20 protein-coding genes and 1 tRNA gene are annotated in these 17,197 nt (G+C 43.6%); 3 read left to right on the top strand and 18 right to left on the bottom strand.

The genetic code is table 11. From position 1 onward, the window contains the following. The first annotated feature begins 66 nt into the window (after window positions 1–66). Both MK127_02275 and MK127_02270 read left to right on the top strand, forming a co-directional pair. A tRNA-Pro gene (locus tag MK127_02275) sits at window positions 67–143 on the top strand. Window positions 144–192: 49 nt separating this feature from the next. Continuing rightward, window positions 193–822 (top strand): cysteine hydrolase, encoded by a 630-nt coding sequence (locus tag MK127_02270; GenBank protein ID MCH2531626.1) that lies wholly within the window; start codon window positions 193–195, stop codon window positions 820–822. 11 nt (window positions 823–833) lie between these two features. On the opposite strand, the gene MK127_02265 is transcribed toward MK127_02270, so the two are convergent. The 18 genes from MK127_02265 to nusA all read right to left on the bottom strand — a co-directional run bounded on the left by MK127_02265 (window position 834) and on the right by nusA (window position 16,246). Beyond that, window positions 834–1,607, bottom strand: coding sequence for an SDR family oxidoreductase (locus MK127_02265; protein MCH2531625.1), 774 nt, complete (start codon window positions 1,605–1,607; stop codon window positions 834–836). Window positions 1,608–1,705: 98 nt separating this feature from the next. Beyond that, window positions 1,706–2,026 carry a helix-turn-helix domain-containing protein gene (locus MK127_02260; GenBank protein MCH2531624.1) on the bottom strand — a complete coding sequence of 107 codons (321 nt, stop codon included), beginning with the start codon at window positions 2,024–2,026 and terminating at the stop codon, window positions 1,706–1,708. A 60-nt stretch (window positions 2,027–2,086) separates the two neighbouring features. Next, window positions 2,087–2,692 carry a hypothetical protein gene (locus MK127_02255; protein ID MCH2531623.1) on the bottom strand — a complete coding sequence of 202 codons (606 nt, stop codon included), beginning with the start codon at window positions 2,690–2,692 and terminating at the stop codon, window positions 2,087–2,089. Between the two features lie 84 nt (window positions 2,693–2,776). Then, window positions 2,777–3,358, bottom strand: a complete 582-nt coding sequence (gene yqeK, locus MK127_02250) for a bis(5'-nucleosyl)-tetraphosphatase (symmetrical) YqeK (GenBank protein MCH2531622.1) — start codon at window positions 3,356–3,358, stop codon at window positions 2,777–2,779. Between the two features lie 2 nt (window positions 3,359–3,360). Continuing rightward, the gene (locus tag MK127_02245; GenBank protein MCH2531621.1) at window positions 3,361–3,708 is read right to left on the bottom strand and encodes an HIT domain-containing protein; all 348 of its coding nucleotides are present in this window, start codon (window positions 3,706–3,708) and stop codon (window positions 3,361–3,363) included. 30 nt (window positions 3,709–3,738) lie between these two features. After that, complete coding sequence (locus tag MK127_02240) at window positions 3,739–3,981, bottom strand: Lrp/AsnC ligand binding domain-containing protein (GenBank protein ID MCH2531620.1); 243 nt, start codon at window positions 3,979–3,981, stop codon at window positions 3,739–3,741. Between the two features lie 62 nt (window positions 3,982–4,043). Then, complete coding sequence (locus MK127_02235; protein MCH2531619.1) at window positions 4,044–4,994, bottom strand: LLM class flavin-dependent oxidoreductase; 951 nt, start codon at window positions 4,992–4,994, stop codon at window positions 4,044–4,046. A 10-nt stretch (window positions 4,995–5,004) separates the two neighbouring features. Then, window positions 5,005–5,820, bottom strand: coding sequence for a metal ABC transporter permease (locus MK127_02230; protein ID MCH2531618.1), 816 nt, complete (start codon window positions 5,818–5,820; stop codon window positions 5,005–5,007). A 12-nt stretch (window positions 5,821–5,832) separates the two neighbouring features. Further along, entirely contained in the window at window positions 5,833–6,588 is a 756-nt protein-coding gene (locus tag MK127_02225) for a metal ABC transporter ATP-binding protein (protein MCH2531617.1), read from the bottom strand. Window positions 6,589–6,727: 139 nt separating this feature from the next. Continuing rightward, complete coding sequence (locus tag MK127_02220; GenBank protein MCH2531616.1) at window positions 6,728–7,789, bottom strand: zinc ABC transporter substrate-binding protein; 1,062 nt, start codon at window positions 7,787–7,789, stop codon at window positions 6,728–6,730. 435 nt (window positions 7,790–8,224) lie between these two features. Then, window positions 8,225–8,818, bottom strand: coding sequence for a CDP-alcohol phosphatidyltransferase family protein (locus MK127_02215; GenBank protein ID MCH2531615.1), 594 nt, complete (start codon window positions 8,816–8,818; stop codon window positions 8,225–8,227). Further along, window positions 8,818–9,906, bottom strand: a complete 1,089-nt coding sequence (locus tag MK127_02210; protein MCH2531614.1) for a glycosyltransferase family 4 protein — start codon at window positions 9,904–9,906, stop codon at window positions 8,818–8,820. The genes MK127_02215 and MK127_02210 overlap by 1 nt, the downstream gene beginning before the upstream one ends. A 95-nt stretch (window positions 9,907–10,001) precedes the next feature. After that, window positions 10,002–11,099: an inositol-3-phosphate synthase gene (locus MK127_02205; GenBank protein MCH2531613.1), complete on the bottom strand. Its 1,098-nt coding sequence runs from the start codon at window positions 11,097–11,099 to the stop codon at window positions 10,002–10,004. A gap of 129 nt (window positions 11,100–11,228) precedes the next feature. Continuing rightward, complete coding sequence (truB, locus tag MK127_02200; GenBank protein ID MCH2531612.1) at window positions 11,229–12,149, bottom strand: tRNA pseudouridine(55) synthase TruB; 921 nt, start codon at window positions 12,147–12,149, stop codon at window positions 11,229–11,231. Then, window positions 12,130–12,504 (bottom strand): 30S ribosome-binding factor RbfA, encoded by a 375-nt coding sequence (rbfA, locus tag MK127_02195; GenBank protein MCH2531611.1) that lies wholly within the window; start codon window positions 12,502–12,504, stop codon window positions 12,130–12,132. The genes truB and rbfA overlap by 20 nt, the downstream gene beginning before the upstream one ends. 17 nt (window positions 12,505–12,521) lie before the next feature. Continuing rightward, the gene (infB, locus tag MK127_02190) at window positions 12,522–14,303 is read right to left on the bottom strand and encodes a translation initiation factor IF-2 (GenBank protein ID MCH2531610.1); all 1,782 of its coding nucleotides are present in this window, start codon (window positions 14,301–14,303) and stop codon (window positions 12,522–12,524) included. Between the two features lie 20 nt (window positions 14,304–14,323). After that, a complete protein-coding gene (locus tag MK127_02185) occupies window positions 14,324–14,602 on the bottom strand; it encodes a YlxR family protein (GenBank protein MCH2531609.1) in 279 nt (92 codons plus the stop codon). Between the two features lie 45 nt (window positions 14,603–14,647). Then, complete coding sequence (gene nusA, locus MK127_02180) at window positions 14,648–16,246, bottom strand: transcription termination factor NusA (GenBank protein MCH2531608.1); 1,599 nt, start codon at window positions 16,244–16,246, stop codon at window positions 14,648–14,650. A 197-nt stretch (window positions 16,247–16,443) separates the two neighbouring features. On the opposite strand from nusA, the gene MK127_02175 reads away from it, so the two are divergent. Further along, a complete protein-coding gene (locus MK127_02175) occupies window positions 16,444–17,181 on the top strand; it encodes an SDR family oxidoreductase (protein MCH2531607.1) in 738 nt (245 codons plus the stop codon). Window positions 17,182–17,197 lie beyond the last annotated feature (16 nt).

Genomic DNA, 17,197 nt, shown 5'->3' with positions numbered 1-17,197 from the left:
TGCAAAATGAAGCTGCAATTAAGCTGCAGCGCTTCTCATACTATGCTAATCTGACTTGTATTGTTTCGGGGTGTGGCGCAGCTCGGTAGCGCGCGCGCATGGGGTGCGCGAGGCCCCCGGTTCGAATCCGGGCACCCCGACCATTGTGCCTTGCTCCCTAATTGGCCTAATAGGATCCAGCTGGAGGGTGATTTGAGTTACAACGTACTTGACCCGCAAAAGACTGCATTAGTATTTTTTGACATGCTCAATGCGTATGTTCATACATCTAAAGAGCAAGAGAGAATCACTAAGCCCTTTGTCGATAATTGTCAAAAAGTTCTTTCCGCAGCTCGCAGCGCTAACGTCCCTGTCTACTATGCTCGTGCAGATCATCGGCATGACGGAAAAGATTCAGCCAATCTCTATTCCGACACAGGCATCTCAGGGGAGCCTTGGTCTGACCCCGAAGAGAAACCTTTTAAGCCCTATCTTTTAGTTTATGCAGGAGATTGGAGCTCCGAGATTATCCCGGAACTACAGCCTAGGCAAGATGATTACATAATAGCCAAGCATCGATGGAATGCTTTTTTTCAAACGCATCTAGAGCTAAGCCTTCGTACTAGGGGCATCGATACTATCATTTTATGTGGAGGAGCTACTGAAGTTGGGATTGCCTCTACCGCGTATTGTGCAAGGGATTCTGATTTTAATATCGTTGTAGTAAGCGATGCTTGCAGATCAGGAAATCAAGATAACCATGAGCAATTCATGAATCGCATTTTCCCATTTATGGCGCGGGTGAGAACTACCGACCAAGTTATAGCAATGGTCAAAGGCTAACAGCATAACCCTTACTGTTTAGGGGAAAACGGAGTTTGAAGTGCCCCGGCAAGTGAGCCCCCATCTACTAAAATATCCGCAGCCGCAATAAAATCAGACTCATTAGAAGCTAAAAATAGAGCTGCATTGGCAATATCCATAGGTACTCCAGGACGACCCACTAAGTTAGTTATACCTCTCCCCTCAGCGGGAACTTCCTCTTTGCCAACTGGAGAGCCAATCCGATTCGGTGTCAATGAATTAACTCGTACCCCAAATTCTGCAAATTGAATAGCAAGAGAGCGAGTTAAATTGAGCAACCCTCCTTTTGCAGCAGAATAAGCCGTTGCATCAGCACGCCCACGATGCCCAGAAGTAGATGCTACGTTAATAATCTTCCCGCCTTGACCTTGTTCTCGTAGCTGACGGCCTGCATATTTGCAAGTCAAAAATACACTTTTCAGTGTAACTCCCAGTATCTGATCCCATTCCTCTTCGGGTAGGTCTAATACAGGAGTATGATCAGTGATAGCAGCATTATTAACTAGGATGTCAATTCTCCCAAAAGAAGAGACTGTGTCCGAAACCATTTTTTCTACCTGCAATGCAGAAGAGACATCGCACTGTAAAGCAACCGCAGCCCCTGGGTGTTTTGCATTAATCGCATGCGATACTTCTTCCACAGCCGCAAAGCGGACATCAACAAGTGCTACTCTTGCACCCTCTTCTGCAAATAAATGACCTACCGCTTCACCTATATTTCGACCGGCTCCTGTAATAATAGCTACTTTCCCTTCGAGTCTCATGTGTCCCTCTCTAATCAGTCTTTTATTTGGTTATAGTTTCAACAGTATTGATAACATACTTTTACGCTACACAGAAGTCATCGGTTGTTGCGTGGTGGTTACGCGACTTTTATACCCTCTTTATATCCCTGTGCTCTCTTAACAGCCCTATGTACAGTTCTGGGGCTTACTCCAAAGTGGTTAGCGATCTCAAAGGCACTTAATTTGTCAGATCGATACATATTCAATAATTCTAAATCCCTATCCCTACGCTTATATGCCTGATACCACACAGGATCATCATACTTGCACTTGGGCAATGGGCATGACAGGCACGACAAAGATGCCTCGCAACCAGTGTCTGAATAATGCATTTGTTCAGGTAGTGAATCTAGGAACGGTTCATTACGACGTCTGTAAGATTTTATATAATTACGCATATTCTCCCTCAAATATTTACGCCTAAGCCATTATTTTCAATTATTTAAATACCGATATTTTTAAGAGGCTCTCAAATAGGTTTCTTTTTCTTGCGGATCCTCAATCGCTGTTTCAAAGAGCATGAAATGCTCTTTCCCTCTCATTTCAAACTGGGCTCTTTTATTACGTTGAATCAATTGGCCAAAAGAAGAGTTCACCCCTGTGCTTTGACCAAAAAATACAACAGTCGCACCAGAAGCTCTCGCTAAAAGCTTAATTCGATTGATATCAAAATCACTTAAATGATGAGATTGCTCTACCTGTATAAAACTAAAAGAACCTTCAATATCCTGAAGCTGATCATGCCTGGCATATTGAACCTCAGAGCTACCTATACAGACACCATAATCATTACTTGACCAAAGCCCATCCAGCGGCAAATTTTGCAGGCGGGCATGAAGGGTATTGCCTTGAACCAAAGCTTCCGTTTTCCTCGTCAATCTTAGAAGTGATGTTTTTGAAATGACATTGAAGCCCAAAATTAATAATTCTAATTGAACTACAACATCGCGCAGGTATTTTTCTCCTTCACATGTTTCTACGCTGAAAATTGTCCCCTTTTCAGCTAAAACATCACGAGCAATCGCGGTAACCATCTCTTTTTGAAGACTCACTCCAAGCGCCATAAAAACCCCCAATAGAAGTAATATTGGAGATAATAGAACATAAGTTCTTTAAAAGCAATCAAAATTAGAACATATTTTCTGGATTTAGCAACTGCTCTCTATTATCAACCTATTCCGGGTATTTATGCTCACTGGGTGAACAAGGCGACAATGATCAACGTGTTCCCTAATGACTCCATCTAGGAAAGCTAAAACTCCTTCATCCAGGCTATTCGCGACCGCCTCAATAACACTAGATTGAAAGGGGTAGGCCTTAGCTTTTGCCGGATCTATTTTGTCTGCCACAAAAACTACTTTACCTATTGGGCTAAGATCAGGATGGGCGCTTGTATGCCAATAAACAGCATCAAACAACTCCGGGTCTAGTAAAACACCTTCTTGACGCAACCAAGTCGCTCCAACAGGTCCATGCAGAACTATCGGTGCGGCTTTTTCAAATTCCCCTACCGGAATATTTAATCTTTCGGCCTCTTCGATAAGCTTCCCGCCAGGCAAATGCCGTGCAACATCATGCGCAGCAGCCGTTAAATCAGCAAGTTCCACATCTAAGTTATGCATTTGGGCGAGCTCTTTAGCTATTCCTCTAACTCTGCCTATATGTAGGCTTAAATTTTTAGGCAAAGCCGCTAAATGCTCTTGCAGTGATTTAGGTAACTCAAAATCCATTGCTATCCCATAGTTTGAAGTTTGCGGCCACCCAAGATATGTAAATGAAAATGGGGAACCTCTTGGCCCGAATCGATTCCTTGATTTACAACTAGCCGATACCCCGAATGAGACAACCCTCTATTATTAGCTATCTGAGGGGCCTTCTTCATGCAATGCACAACTGCATTTATCTCACGCACAGAAGAAAAAACTAAATCTTCTATATGAGCATGAGGTATCACAAGGATATGCTCTGGGGCCTTAGGAGCAATGTCCAAAATTGCAAAAACCGTATCATCTTCAAATATCTTAGTAGCGGGAATTTTCCCTTGGGATATATCACAAAAAATGCAATTCCAATCGACCATGGCGGTACCCCAATCATTTAAGATTAGCGATTATTCACTGCCTACTGCCAGGCAAGTTACGGTACGTACTATCCCACCGATAGTATGAACACTTCCTGTCACAGTGTCCCCAACTGAACTTAAGTCCTCAGCTTGGACCATACAGATAATATCGTAAGGTCCTGTAACCACATCTACTGATGCGACGCCTGAAAGCTCTAGTAGTGAAGCCACTACATCTTTAGTCTTACCCACTGCGGTCTCAATTAATACAAATGCCTTCGTTGTTGCCATACCTTGACTAACCCCTGCCCCAAACTAATTTTTTATGATCATAGGCTTGACTATAAAGCCGGTCAATCTTGAGCTACTTTTGACAGCAATTCTAAGCTTCGCTCTCGCGAAGAATCTGGATCTGCCTCTGTCGTTACTATAGAAAAAATTATTTCAGTAACACCGTACTCAAAAAGCTTTTCTATTCTCTCTTCGATTTTTTCTTCATTCCCTGAAAAAACTACTGCCTCAATCATTCCATCACTCCAATTTGATGTTTCTGCAGCTTCGGGGAATCCTGCTTGGGCAAACATCGCCTGATAAAACGGGGACCGAGGATAATGCGCTAATTGATTACGCGCTGCGCTTCTTACATCCTCAACATTTTCATCTACACAAATTGGTACGTGTGCAATCAAAGGAGGTGCTTCTCTTCCTACCGCCTCAGCACCTTTTGCAATTGCAGGCAATGCCACTTCTTTTAAATATATATCTGGCGAAACCCAACTAATTGCACCGTCCGCTAATTCTCCGCAAAGTTCATAAGACTTTGCTCTCAAGGCAGATGCCAATACTGGAACCCCTGGCACTGGAGCAGGTAGAGCAACGTCAGCGTCATAAATTTTACCGTTAAATTTAACTGAGCCTGTATCCAGAAGCGTCTTAACTATAATCAAATATTCTCTTAGCGCAGTTAAAGGCGTCCTGTAGTCAGCGCCAAAAACCTTTTGCATACTAGCTATATGACTAGGCCCAACTCCAAACCGGAAACGATTATTGGATAATTGAGAAGCAACTTGGGTTTGCTGTGCAGCGACAACGGGATGCCGCCCCCAGCTCGGAACTATAGATGTTCCAAGTAGTACTTTCTCTGTTACTAAGCCCGCGGCTGCCATAATTGTTATTCCATCGAGACTCGCACTGCCAACAGTGAGCCACGCAGCGTTAATTCCTCTTACTTCGTAATTTTTTATTCGCTGCAGGACTTCATTGCTATTACCGCCCATGGCAGTAATTCCTATTCCTCTTTTCAATTCCGCTCCTTTAATCAGCTCGTTGCTTGAGCTTTTTCCATAACTGAGCCATTAAAAGCAACGTTACCGCGGTCAAAACTATCGACCCACCTGCAACAAGATCCGCATAAAATGAAATGAATAACCCTATTACCGCACTGATGCTTCCCGCTAATGACGCCACGCCCAGTGATTTCCTGAGACCCGAGCAAAGTGTCTGCCCTATTAAAAAGGGGATAACAATAAGTGCTCCCACCAGGAGAACCCCTAAGACTCGCATTGATAACGTGACTACCGCTGCCGTCAAAATGGCCAACCCTAGGTTCAATAAATCCACTCGAACACCAGAAACTTTAGCTAAATCATCATCAAATGCGGTCATTGAAAGCTCTGGGTAAAACATTGTTATGAAGGTAAGAACCAGCACTGCCAGTAGCAATAATAGCCAAACATCTGTTGCCGATATAGTTAGAATTGAACCGAAAAGAAACCCCCACAAATCCAGATTAAATCCCCTGACACTATTAATAATGACCACTGCAGCAGCCATAGTTGCATACAAAACTACTGCCAATGCAATATCTCCAGGCAATTTTCCGCTAACCCGCAATCGCTCAATAAAAATCGCTGCTATTGTCACTGCAATAAACGTGGTTATCGTAGGGTAAGTGCTCGTGGCAAGGCCTATAGCCACTCCTAATAAACCGACATGCGCAAGGGTTTCAGCAATTAATGAATACCTGCGCAACACGAGAAAAGCACCTAACACCGGGGCAATTCCGCCAGCAAGGATACCCCCAATTAAGGCTCTCACCATAAAATCGTATTGCAATATTGAAGGAAGCATTAGCATCTCACCTTATCTATGCTCATGCAGCGCATCATGTAAGAGCACTTCAACTGGAAACCCGTACAGATTTGCAAGTTCGTCTCGCGTTAATTCATGAGGTGCCCCATGGAAAGCTAATGTTTGATTTATACAAGCTACTGTTTTCGCCTCACGCATTACAGCTCCTATATCGTGAGACACCATAACTATTGTTATCCCTTGCTGGTTGAGCTCTCGAATGATTTCATAAATCCGCTCCTCACCGTCAACGTCCACTCCCCCGATAGGCTCATCCAACATCAAGATATCAGGGGCTTTAACAAGTGCTCTTGCAACCAAAACTCTTTGCTGCTGCCCCGTAGAAAGCTCTCCAATTCTGCGCTCTTTCAAATGTTTTGCTCCCACAACATCTAAGGCATTATCAATATCTATTCCCGCCGATGAAGTCCAAAATGACTTCGGGGAAAACCCTATATAACGGCCTTGAGCAACTATTTCAGAAACCGTCATTGGTAGCCTTGCATGCATTCCACTTGCAACTTGAGGAACGTATCCAATTCGCTCCCAAGCCGAAAATTCCTCAACATTTGTATTGAAAAGTAAACTCTTGCCTTCTTGAGGCTTCAATAAACCCAAGGCTAGCTTAATCAAAGTGCTCTTACCGCTACCATTTGGCCCAACTATGGCTACGAATCCACCACGATCAACCTTTAGAGAGATCTCCTTAACTGCTGGAATCTCTCCATACGAAAATGTAATATTTTCAAATTCTATTATCGTATCCATTAATTCAGACTATACACTCCAGCGTTGTTGTGTGCGCAGGGGTTATCTCTGGTCAACCCTATATCATAAAGAGATACCCTCGATTTTGAGGGTATCTCTTTATTCTACAAAATATTTATGCACCTTATGCGATATTTAGTTAGGCGCTACATTCCATAGCTGTTTGTAAGGATTTAAGGTTATTCCTCATCAATCCCATGTAATCAGCATGCTCATTCAACTCATCTCTCGTAACGGTGCCAATTACATGTACTGGCAAAGCCTGCAGATTCGATTCATTCGCTAATGTTTGAGAAACCGAATTATCCCACTGCAGCGCCTCAACTAGTACGCTTCCGAGACCTAGCTTACCAACGCGCTCCGCAATTTCTGCTAATCGAGCCGCAGAGGGTGAAGCTTCAGCCGAAAGACCAGCGATTTCAATCTGCTCTAGGTTGTATCTGGCAGCAATATACCCGAAGGCAGCATGCGAAATAACAAATTCTTCGTGTTTACAGCTCGACAACCCATTGGTGTAGTCCTGGTGCAATGATTGCAAATCTTGCTCGAGCTTCTGGTAGTTCCCCAAATAGTAATCCATATTACTTGGGTCTTTCGCGCTTAATGCGTCTAGCACAGCCTTTGATTGCTTTATAGCATAAAGAGGATCCAACCAGATGTGAGGATCAAACTCGCCGTGGGCATGTCCTTCATGACCCTCGTGGTCGTCGTGGCCATCTTTGTGCTCATCATGGTCGTCGTGGCCATCTTTGTGCTCATCGTGGTCATCATGGCCTTCTTCGAATTCAAGCTTGGTAAACTCAAACTCTGACAAATAATGGGTCTTCGCCACGGCTTCGGCCCCCAGTGATGTTAGTGCACGCTCAAACCAAGGCTCCATCATTAAGCCATTAGCAAACATCAGGTCAGCATTTTGCATACCTTGCAACTGACTTGGTGTTAACTCAATTGTATGAGCATCGACTCCCACCCCTGCAAGGGATGTGACCTTTACATATTCCCCGCCAATTCTAGTGGCATAATACTCAAGCGGGTAGATCGTTGTTACAACATTTACTTGTTTAACCTCTTGAGCTATTTCCTCAGATACCTCTTCAGAAGAATCACTTGAACAAGCAGAAACAATCAAAAAGAAACTTAAAAATAATACAGAGGCTAAGCCCATGTACAAATATCGAATAACCGAAACTTTACTATTCATTGCACCTCTTATGAGTAGCACTGGGATAATCAAGCTAAAGCTTGGCAGCGGGAGGAGATAACCCAGTGCTACAAAAGTAAACTTGGTATATAGTAGGAAAAGAAGGCACCAACCTAAAACCCTAACTATATACTCATAGGTACATAGTATAAGGAGGTATAGACTAGTTGTCTACCTATAGGTATATACTTTAGTTATGGCACCCAAAGAAGAAATCACGATATTCCAATACACTTGCACCCGGTGCGAGCATGTATGGGCCGCAAGAAACAATGCGCGAGACCCTAGGGTATGTGCTAAATGCAAAAGTCCTTATTGGGATAAGCCATTACGGAAGCTCTCTGTAACAAGTAAGAATACCGATGTATGCAAAATACATTTGGTGAGCTTCTGCCCTTCCTGTCTAGGATAAGCTTTGCCTTTCCATAGATTGCTTTAACGATTAGCGTTTTTCCAAACATGTATTCCACGTTGCAAGATAGTTACTAATCCAAAACCCACTATGATACCTAGACCCCACGAAGGGAGGCCAACGATGAGGGTTACCCCAAGCACCACAACTCTCTCAGGCCTACCTAAAATTCCTTTATCTCCAGGAATTGATAAGCCCTCTGCTCGAGCTCGCAAGTAGCTAACCATCATTGAAACCGTAAGAGCTCCAAACGAAAGATAAATCCCGTTACTGTCGCCTTCTGCTACAAAATAAGCAAGCAGGCCAAATAAAGTCATTGCTTCGCCCAGCCGATCCATTACCGAATCGAAAAAGGCTCCAAAAACAGATTCACGGCCAGCCATTCGAGCAACTGCGCCATCAAACATGTCCATACCCGCACCTACAAACATTATTGACCCGCCTAGGACTAAATCCCCTTGCGCAATTAGGTAAGCCGAATAGGAGGTAACTAAAAAACCTATCACTGTTATCAAATTGGGTGAAATTTTTAAAGCAATCAAAATTTTAGCAATCGGATTACTGAAAAATTTAGTAACTAGACCACGCGCATGAGTGCGAATAACAGGTATCTTCACTATTTCCCTACTTTTGAGTGTTTTTTACTTATGGCTTTAAAGTAAGTGTCTTCAATTTCATCGGATATGATATCCCAGCTGTATTTTTTTGCAGTTAAGCGACCAGATTTACCCATACTCGCTCGAAGCTTCGCGTCCTTAATAAGTTTCTTTAAAGCGCCTTCCAACTCTTCTTCATTTTCAGGGTCGCAAAATACCCCTTCCTTATCGTTTTCCATTACTTCTAGAAATCCGTCTATCTTAGATGCAATAATCGGTTTTCCTGATGCCATAGCCTCCAAGAGGACAATACCAAAACTTTCATTCCCCGTATTAGGCGCACAAAAAATATCAGCTGAATGGTAATACTTCGGAACATCCGAGTCTGAAATTTGACCAACCCACTCTATATCCAAATTAGTATCAGATTTGAGCATAGGCCTTAATTCTTTCAAAGGCTGGGTACCACCAGCAACAATCAAACGAATATCAGGGAATTGCTTCTTAGTCCGGAGATAAGCGCTCAATAAGTATTTAAACCCTTTTCGCTTCTCCATACGGCCCAGAAATAGAATATTTACTTTCCCATCTTTAAATTTATTTAATGAGTTCTTCCCTGAAAACCGATCTAGATCAACACCATTAGGGATGATTTCATACTCTGCTGGGTAATATTTTGATACAAATTCACGCGCAGGAGCAGAAACAGCAATGTGACAATCTAATTTATTGAACAGCCCACGGGTAAAAAGGCTCCAGAAACGATTTAATCTTGTTCCTTGAAATGCATGAAAAGTCGCGATATTAACTGACTTGGAAAAACCTAAAGTCACCAGTGGTAGCAAAGGAACCATTGGCTCGTGTAAATGAATCACATCAAACTGTTGTTCATCTAGCAACCTGCGAATATCCGAAAAAACCGACAGCGACAAAGTAATTCTTGCAACCGACCCGCCACTTGGAAAAGGAATAGCTCGCCCTGTGAGATGCGTACCTTCCTTGTAACTACTGACCCCTGAAGCCGGGGCCACTATAGTCACATAATGCCCTTTGCGTCTGAGTTGAGTAGCTAAATTCGACACATGGTCATTCACTCCTCCTGGAGTCATCAAATCATAAGGAGAGACTAATGCGATCTTTAAAGGTTTCGTACTAATCCTTGACCTGACCATTAAAGAGCGTAATCACTTCTAGCATATTGTCTTCAATTTTCTTCAGCCTTAAAAGGAACATTCTTTTGTTCAATAAATTCTTCTACCAAATCTCTTGCTATGTCATCAGAATGCTGATTGAAAGGAGATTTCATGAAATAGGCACTAGGACCATCCAGCTGGCCACTAATCCCTCTATCTTTCGCAATTTTTGCACAGCGCACTGCATCAACAACAACCCCTGCAGAATTTGGACTATCCCAAACTTCTAATTTTAGTTCCAAATTTAACGGCACATCTCCAAACGTTTGGCCTTCAATACGAATATGGCACCATTTACGATCCTCCAGCCAAGGCACGTAATCACTGGGTCCAACGTGCACGTTTTTCTCACCAAGATCATATGGCAACTGGGAGGTAACAGCATTGGTTTTTGATTCTTTTTTAGACTCCAATCGTTCTCTCTCCAACATATTCATAAAATCTGTATTGCCACCAAAATTCAATTGATACGTCCTAAGGATTTTGACGCCTCGGTCTCTAAACAGGTTAGTTAAAACCCTATGCGTTATTGTCGCTCCCACCTGGGATTTAATATCATCTCCGACTATAGGCACACCCGCATCAATAAACCTTTTTTGCCAATAGGGTTCTCTCGCAATAAAAACAGGAATACAATTTACGACGCCCACTTGCGCCTGTAACGCTTGCTCAACATACCATTTTGTGGCCTCCTCAGAGCCCACTGGAAGATAGTTGATTAAAACATCAACTTCTCTTTCTTTTAAAATATTGACTATATCAGCAGTTGGCCCTTCAGCCTTTTCAATGACTCCTGACAGGTATTTACCAATACCATCGTGGGTCATACCTCTTTCTACTTTTAATCCAGCCTTAGGAACATCCGTAAATTTTGCAGTATTATTCTGCCCGGCAAAAATAGCTTCTGATAGGTCTTTTCCTACTTTGGTTTTATCTACGTCGAATGCGGCTACAACTTCAATATCACCAATGTGATAGCCGCCCATTTCAGCGTGCATCAGCCCAGGCACCAATTCGTCAGTTGGAGCTTCACGATACCGATGCAACCCTTGAACAAATGAAGAGGCGCAGTTTCCAACTCCAACAATCGCTACTTTAATTTTTCCCATGCTCATAATCCTTTTTTATTCCGACCTCGGAAGTATAGGGGTTTAATGCTATTGATTGAAGCAGTGTCGCTCCCATCTTCGTACGTAGTTATTCCCTGCTACCATCACAAAAGCGTCATCCAAACAAATTCACGCATACTTTGATAACAATGGCTTCGTCAAAACTTTTTCTGGTTTCCAACTGTTTGTCGATCTATCAAATTTAGCAAGCCCAAGAAAGCAGCGCTCTTCAGAGTAAACTCTACGTACTTCTAAGTGGGCTGCCTCTAAAGGTTCATTCAGAAAGGATAATGCTTGTCCATTCTGAAATTTACTTTCAAGTAGTGTATTCACATTAAAAGATTTCATTTGCAGTAATCCTCTGTCGGGAGTATCAATAATTTCGTTCCACGTATTCCCTGCTTCAAGTTCATCTAGTGGAATAGTATCTTCAATGTTAAATATTCCTGACTTAATCCTTCTGAGCTGACTTAAGTGTGCATAGCTACCAAGCTCAAGGCCTAAATCGTGCGCAAAACTACGAACATAGAAACCTTTCCCGCAACTAATTTCAACATTGAGAAAAGGAGGATTCCAAGATTCAATCGTAATCGTATGTACCACGACACTCCTCAATGGGATATCTATTTCTACCCCAGCCCTAGCGAGATTATAAAGCCGTGTCCCATCTCGCTTTAAAGCGGAAAACATGGGAGGTCGTTGCAGTATCACTCCTTCAAACGAAAGCATAGTTTTCGTAATATTCTCGATCGATAAGTGCTCGTATTTCCCTTGATGAATAGTTTCTCCCTGGGAATCATAAGTGTCCGTCGCAAATCCTAATCTAATTTCTGCAAGGTAATTTTTACGATCATCAACGTAATAATCTACAAACCGAGTAGCTTGACCTAGGCAAATGGGCAACACTCCAGTAGCTAATGGATCCAATGTGCCAACATGCCCAGCTTTTTTTGCATGTGTAATTCTTTTTATTGCACGAACCACATTCATTGAGGTGAATTCTGGTGGCTTATCAATGATTAATATGCCGTCAATATCCTGCTTCGTCATCCTCTTTGTACTCGCTCTTAATTGTGTCCAACAACTCTAATACTGAATCACCCTCATTAATCTTGGTATCTAGAACAAATTCCAATAGAGGCGTACGCTTCAACGAGAGTCGGGTTCCTAGCTCTTTCCGCAAGTAGCCAGAGGCTGAATTTAATCCTGCAGCTACCTCAACTGCTGATTGAGAATCTGCCAAAACAGTAACTCCAATGGTCGCTTTTGAGAAATCTGAACTTAAAGAAACTTCAGATACCGTAACAATATGGTTTAGCCGGGGGTCGGTCAGTTGACCATTCAAAAGTTGGCTGATCTCACGATGAATCGTACTTGCTACTCGATCGTTACGATGGTTAACCATCACATCTCCGTGAAATTCTAGACCAATCTCTCACGATGCGCTTCAATAATGTCACCCTCAATGAAATCATTAAATCCATCAAGCGATACTCCGCATTCATAGCCTGAAAGTACTTCACGTACGTCGTCTTTAAAGCGCTTTAGCCCTGCAATTGAACCGTCAAAAATTTCTTCACCTTCTCTGAGGACTCTGGCCCTATCACCTCGGGTAAATTTGCCATCAGTAATGTAGCACCCTGCACTTTTACGCGTGCGACCCAAGGCAAAAATTGCTCGGACTTCTGCTGTCCCTTCTACAAAATCTTGTGTCTCAGGTTCAAGCAAACCACTTAAAGCTTTTTCAATATCTTCAGTCAATCTATAAATAATGTTGTACAGCCGGATCTGAACATTGTCATGATCCGCCAATCGCTGCGCCCCTTGATCAGGCTTCACATTAAATCCAATAATTATCGCTTCTGAAGCTACTGCTAGCAGTACGTCAGTTTCCGTAATCGCCCCCGTTGCCGAATGAACAATACGCACTTGAGTTTCAGTTGTGTTTAACTGTTCCAATGACTGGCGTACCGCATCTACACTACCTTGTACGTCCGTCTTCAAAATTAAGCATAATTCTTTTGCCTGCCCGCTCGAAATAAGAGAACCCACGTCTTCTAATGTAGCTCTCTTCATGCGATTGAGATCTTCATTCCTTAATTTTTGTTCAACTGCACCCCTTGCTGATTTTTCATCTTCAACAACAATCAAGCGATCACCAGCAACTGGAAGCTCACTCAGGCCAAGGACTTCTACTGGCATGGAGGGACCCGCCGTAGTAACTCTCTCGCCTTTATCTGAAACCAGGGCCTTTACTCTACCTCGAACAGAACCAACAACGATAAAATCACCTACGTGGAGAGTTCCCGTCTGGACGAGAACAGTACAAGCAACACCTCTATTACGGTCTAATTCTGCTTCAACAACTACTCCAACGCCGCGACGCTCAGGGTCCGCCTTAAGCTCTGCCATTTCGGCTACTAATTCAATGCTTTCCAGCAAATCATCTAGCCCATCACCAGTCTTTGCTGAAACTTCTGCGTCAATAACATCGCCTCCCCACTTTTCAACAAGTAGTTCATGCTCCGCAAGTTGGCGCCTGATTTTTTCGGGATCAGCCTCAAGAGAATCCATCTTATTAATAGCCACAATAATTGGGACTTCAGCTGCTTTAATGTGATTAATCGCCTCTGATGTTTGAGGCATCACACCGTCATCAGCAGCAATCACAAGAATGGCTATATCTGTCACTTGAGCCCCACGCGCACGCATTGCTGTAAAGGCTTCATGCCCAGGAGTATCAATGAAAGTGATGGGAGAGTTATTATGCAGTACCTGATAAGCACCAATGTGCTGCGTTATTCCTCCCGCCTCTTTATCTACGACATTAGTACTGCGAATTGCGTCTAGCAACGTTGTTTTACCGTGATCAACATGACCTAAAATTGTCACCACTGCAGGACGCGAAGCAAGGCTTGAGGATGAGCTGTCTTCAGTCACACCGCTAAGACCTAAACCGGACGCTTCTTCAATTTTCCTTGCGGCGAAGCCGAATGGCCTTGCTATAACTGCCGCAGTTTCAAAATCTACAGCCTGATTAATGCTCGCAAAAATACCTGTACGCATTAACTGTTTAATCACTTGAACCGGGTCGACTTGCATCTTCTCCGCTAATGCACCTACGGAGACTGCCTCTCCAAGAGGCAGGGCCTTCAAAGTTACTTTTCGGGTAGTGGTTACTTCTTGTTGTTGTTCGTCATCCATATTTTTTCTCACCCATAACCCTATAAAAACCGACGCAGTTCATTCGCAAACAATTTTAATTCTTCATCGTTGCTGGGTCCTACATGTACCCGCAGCGCAATCGTTGCCCGTTTATTTAGTTGGGCTGCGCCCCAGCAATTAACATCATTGCATATATAGGCACCTCTACCAGGGATAGTGCCAGCTTTGTCAATGACACATTTCCCTTCATTACTCATAACCACTCTGTGCATATCGTTTTTGAGGCTTTTTACCCCACAAACAATACACCTTCTGCCTAATGGTTGCCGGTTCTTCAATTACACCCACCTCATTCGTGGAGTTCAAAACTGAAGGCTACTATTTTATCCAGGCATATCCGAAGAATTATCTCCACCATCATCGGATCTCGATCTGCCTCTATTCCCTTTTCGAGGGGAAGAATTACCCCCGCCTCTGCGCTTGGATGTTCCTCCTCGACGCGGACTGGAAGAAGGAGAACCTAATATGTCCTCAGCGAATCTTATCGTAGGGCCACCACCGATTGCTTCTGGAACTTTCCAAATATCATCTTCATTCATCGAGTCCGTAACTGTAATTTCTTCTTCTACAATAATTTCTTCTTCTACCGAGACTTCACCGTCAAGTGATTCCAATGCAAGTAACTCTTCAACGCTCAATTCACCAGTAGCCGGTTGCGATTCCGTTTCTAAAGCCTCAGCCTCAAGTTCGGCCATCAACGCCGCCTCGTCCTCGTCCAGTGCTTCGGCTACCTCCGCCACTATAGGCTCAGGTGCTTCGTCTTCAATTTCAGCAGCAATACTTGCTTCCTCTTTTGTGCTGGCATCAGAAACCGTCTCTGCAGCAGCTCGCTCAGCGACTTCGTCTTCAATTTGGATCTTCATCCGCTCAATCTCTATCTCAGTAGAGCTCTTTATATCTATTTTCCAATTAGTTAGCTTTGCAGCAAGCCTGGCATTTTGACCTTCCCTACCTATGGCAAGAGATAACTGCCTATCAGGGACCACTACAACAGCAGATTGCTCTTCTTCATTCAGATCAACTCGAAGAGGTTGAGCGGGACTAAGTGCATGCGATGCAAAAATTGACATGTCTTTCGACCATTGAATTACATCAATTTTTTCTCCTTGTAATTCATTAACAATATTTTGGATGCGAATGCCTCTTAAGCCGACGCACGCCCCAACAGGATCTACTCCATCCTGTAAAGCATGTACCGCGACTTTCGAGCGAGAACCCGGCTCGCGAGAGATACCTCGAATTTCAACGATCCCGTTATAAATTTCGGGCACTTCCATCTCAAACAAGCGTCTCAATAGCTCTGCGTCAGTTCTGGATACCACAATCTCGGGGCCTCTCTGAGTACGAGTAACTTCCCTGATCATCACTTTCATTTTCATCCCAGGTCTATATCTCTCTGTAGGAGCCTGTTCCACGGGAGGAAGCACTGCTGTTGCACGACCATTTAGATCCATCGTAACGGTTCCACCATAGCCCCGTTGAACTGTAGCGCTATAAACTTCACCTTCTTTTTCAGCAAATTCAGCATAGACCAGCTCACGCTCTGCTTCACGGAGCCTTTGAATAACTACCTGCTTTGCAGTTTGAGCAGCGATTCTACCGGCCACCTGGGCGGCTTCCATCTCAAATTCAAGAACATCACCTATGGCTAGTTCTTGATTCTTGCGCAATTTCTTGGCTTCACTGAGTGTCAATTCCGCCAATTCATTCTCTACTTCTTCAACTATGGTCTTTAGTTGAAAGACTTCAACTTCTCCAGTGCTTGGCTCAAGTCGAACACGTACATTACTTTGTGCACCTGCTGCATTATCTCTTCTATACGCAGAAGCCAATGCAGCCTCAACAGCGGTCACCACCATATCCTGTGGTAGATTCCGCTCCGCAGCTAATTGTGTAACAGCAATCAGAAACTCGCTCTTCATAGGCACTCCGTCTCAAACTACTTCGTATTAAATTCGTTCTCCTATTTCAAGAAAACGAGAGAGTGGGCTAGGCCCACTCTCCACTGAACATTGTACCTTTAATTGGCTCATCAGTCCAGAAAAAATTGCCTCGCTTCTAGGAAACCCACAATACAGCTATACTTCCGTGACAAAATACTTACTTAAGGAGATCTCTCATGCGAGGACTGAACGGTCGTTCGGCTGTTATCACAGGTGGCGCAAGAGGCTTGGGCAAGGCAGCTGCAGAAAGGCTAGCAAGTGAAGGAGTTTCAGTTGCTATTGTCGACCTACGACTAGATGAAGCAAGCGAAGTTGCCAAAAGCTTAGGAGGCTATGCCTTTGAAGCAGATACTACAAATGAAGAGCAATTGGCGCGTGCAATCAACGACTCCGCAAATGCCCTTAATGGCATCGATATTTTAATTAACAATGCAGGCCTTATTGCCCCAAGGCGTGACTGGCAATCTTGGACAAAAGAAGATCTCGAAAAATTTGCTGAAGTAAATTATATCGGTTATTTCTTAGCCATCAAAGCAGCTTACCCGTTCCTAAAAGCTAGCGGTAACGGACGAATCATAAACGTCGCTTCTCGAACTTTTTTCATGGGAAATCCAGGTCAGACACCATATGTTTCAGCAAAAGGAGCAGTCGTTGGCCTAAGCTGGAACATGGCTAAGGAATTGGGAGACGACCGGATAACTGTGAATGCAGTAATGCCAGGGCAAGTCGCAACGCCTGGGACCCTTGAATTTAACGGGGAAGATATGTTCAACAGGACCATGCAAAACCAAGCAATTAAAGAACGAGTCTACCCCGAGCATCTTGCCGCATTGATTGCTTTCCTATCTAGCGATGATGCTTCAATGATTTCAGGCCAATCTATTGTTGTAGATGGAGGCGGATTACTCCACTAGTTCTTCATTAAAAAAA

The organism is Dehalococcoidia bacterium, from assembly GCA_022449765.1.
Taxonomy (GTDB): domain Bacteria; phylum Chloroflexota; class Dehalococcoidia; order Lucifugimonadales; family Australimonadaceae; genus UBA2963.
Note: the sequence above shows the minus strand (reverse complement) of the source record. Positions and strands in the feature narration are given on the sequence as shown.

Bases quoted from the DNA above. Each gene is read 5' to 3' on its own strand.
- truB (MCH2531612.1), bottom strand. From the start codon at position 12,149: ATGACGAAGCAGGATATTGACGGCATATTAATCATTGATAAGCCACCA.
- nusA (MCH2531608.1), bottom strand. From the start codon at position 16,246: ATGAAGAGCGAGTTTCTGATTGCTGTTACACAATTAGCTGCGGAGCGG.
- MK127_02245 (MCH2531621.1), bottom strand. From the start codon at position 3,708: ATGGTCGATTGGAATTGCATTTTTTGTGATATATCCCAAGGGAAAATT.
- MK127_02225 (MCH2531617.1), bottom strand. From the start codon at position 6,588: ATGGATACGATAATAGAATTTGAAAATATTACATTTTCGTATGGAGAG.
- infB (MCH2531610.1), bottom strand. From the start codon at position 14,303: ATGGATGACGAACAACAACAAGAAGTAACCACTACCCGAAAAGTAACT.
- MK127_02255 (MCH2531623.1), bottom strand. From the start codon at position 2,692: ATGGCGCTTGGAGTGAGTCTTCAAAAAGAGATGGTTACCGCGATTGCT.
- MK127_02265 (MCH2531625.1), bottom strand. From the start codon at position 1,607: ATGAGACTCGAAGGGAAAGTAGCTATTATTACAGGAGCCGGTCGAAAT.
- MK127_02205 (MCH2531613.1), bottom strand. From the start codon at position 11,099: ATGGGAAAAATTAAAGTAGCGATTGTTGGAGTTGGAAACTGCGCCTCT.
- MK127_02230 (MCH2531618.1), bottom strand. From the start codon at position 5,820: ATGCTTCCTTCAATATTGCAATACGATTTTATGGTGAGAGCCTTAATT.
- MK127_02220 (MCH2531616.1), bottom strand. From the start codon at position 7,789: ATGAATAGTAAAGTTTCGGTTATTCGATATTTGTACATGGGCTTAGCC.
- MK127_02210 (MCH2531614.1), bottom strand. From the start codon at position 9,906: ATGACTCCAGGAGGAGTGAATGACCATGTGTCGAATTTAGCTACTCAA.
- rbfA (MCH2531611.1), bottom strand. From the start codon at position 12,504: ATGGTTAACCATCGTAACGATCGAGTAGCAAGTACGATTCATCGTGAG.
- MK127_02240 (MCH2531620.1), bottom strand. From the start codon at position 3,981: ATGGCAACAACGAAGGCATTTGTATTAATTGAGACCGCAGTGGGTAAG.
- MK127_02175 (MCH2531607.1), top strand. From the start codon at position 16,444: ATGCGAGGACTGAACGGTCGTTCGGCTGTTATCACAGGTGGCGCAAGA.
- yqeK (MCH2531622.1), bottom strand. From the start codon at position 3,358: ATGGATTTTGAGTTACCTAAATCACTGCAAGAGCATTTAGCGGCTTTG.
- MK127_02260 (MCH2531624.1), bottom strand. From the start codon at position 2,026: ATGCGTAATTATATAAAATCTTACAGACGTCGTAATGAACCGTTCCTA.